General features: G+C 44.3%; 1 protein-coding gene. It reads right to left on the reverse strand.

Annotated features, from left to right (window positions below):
* Positions 1 to 69: 69 nt before the first annotated feature.
* Positions 70 to 348: DUF3847 domain-containing protein (locus HMPREF0373_RS15180; protein ID WP_021740687.1), on the reverse strand; the 279-nt coding region annotated here is incomplete at its 5' end.

Below are 348 nucleotides of genomic sequence, written 5' to 3' on the forward strand. Positions count from 1 at the left end.
CTGGTTGTCCATAAGTGCGCCCTTCATTCAAAGGCAATGAAGGGAATAGAAAACCCACTCCCTCCGCCATTACACTTCCTCCATGTCTGTAACTAATTCTTTCTGCATCGCTTTTGAGAAAAACTTCCCGTTTGTTTCCTGCCTTTTTAAGAAGCCTATCAACTTTGGTAAATCTTCCTCCTCAATCGGACAGCCAAGAACCGATTCCACCGCTCCTCCAATCTGACAGAGCCTGTGGGTTCGTTTTTTACTTTCTTCCGCTTTCTTTCTCTTTTCCAGTTCCTTCCGCTGTGCTATGAGCTTTTTTGTAGCTTCAATGCTTTCCTGTTCCTTTTTCTCTAATGCACG

It is taken from the genome of Eubacterium ramulus ATCC 29099 (assembly GCF_000469345.1).
GTDB classification, from domain to species: domain Bacteria; phylum Bacillota; class Clostridia; order Lachnospirales; family Lachnospiraceae; genus Eubacterium_I; species Eubacterium_I ramulus.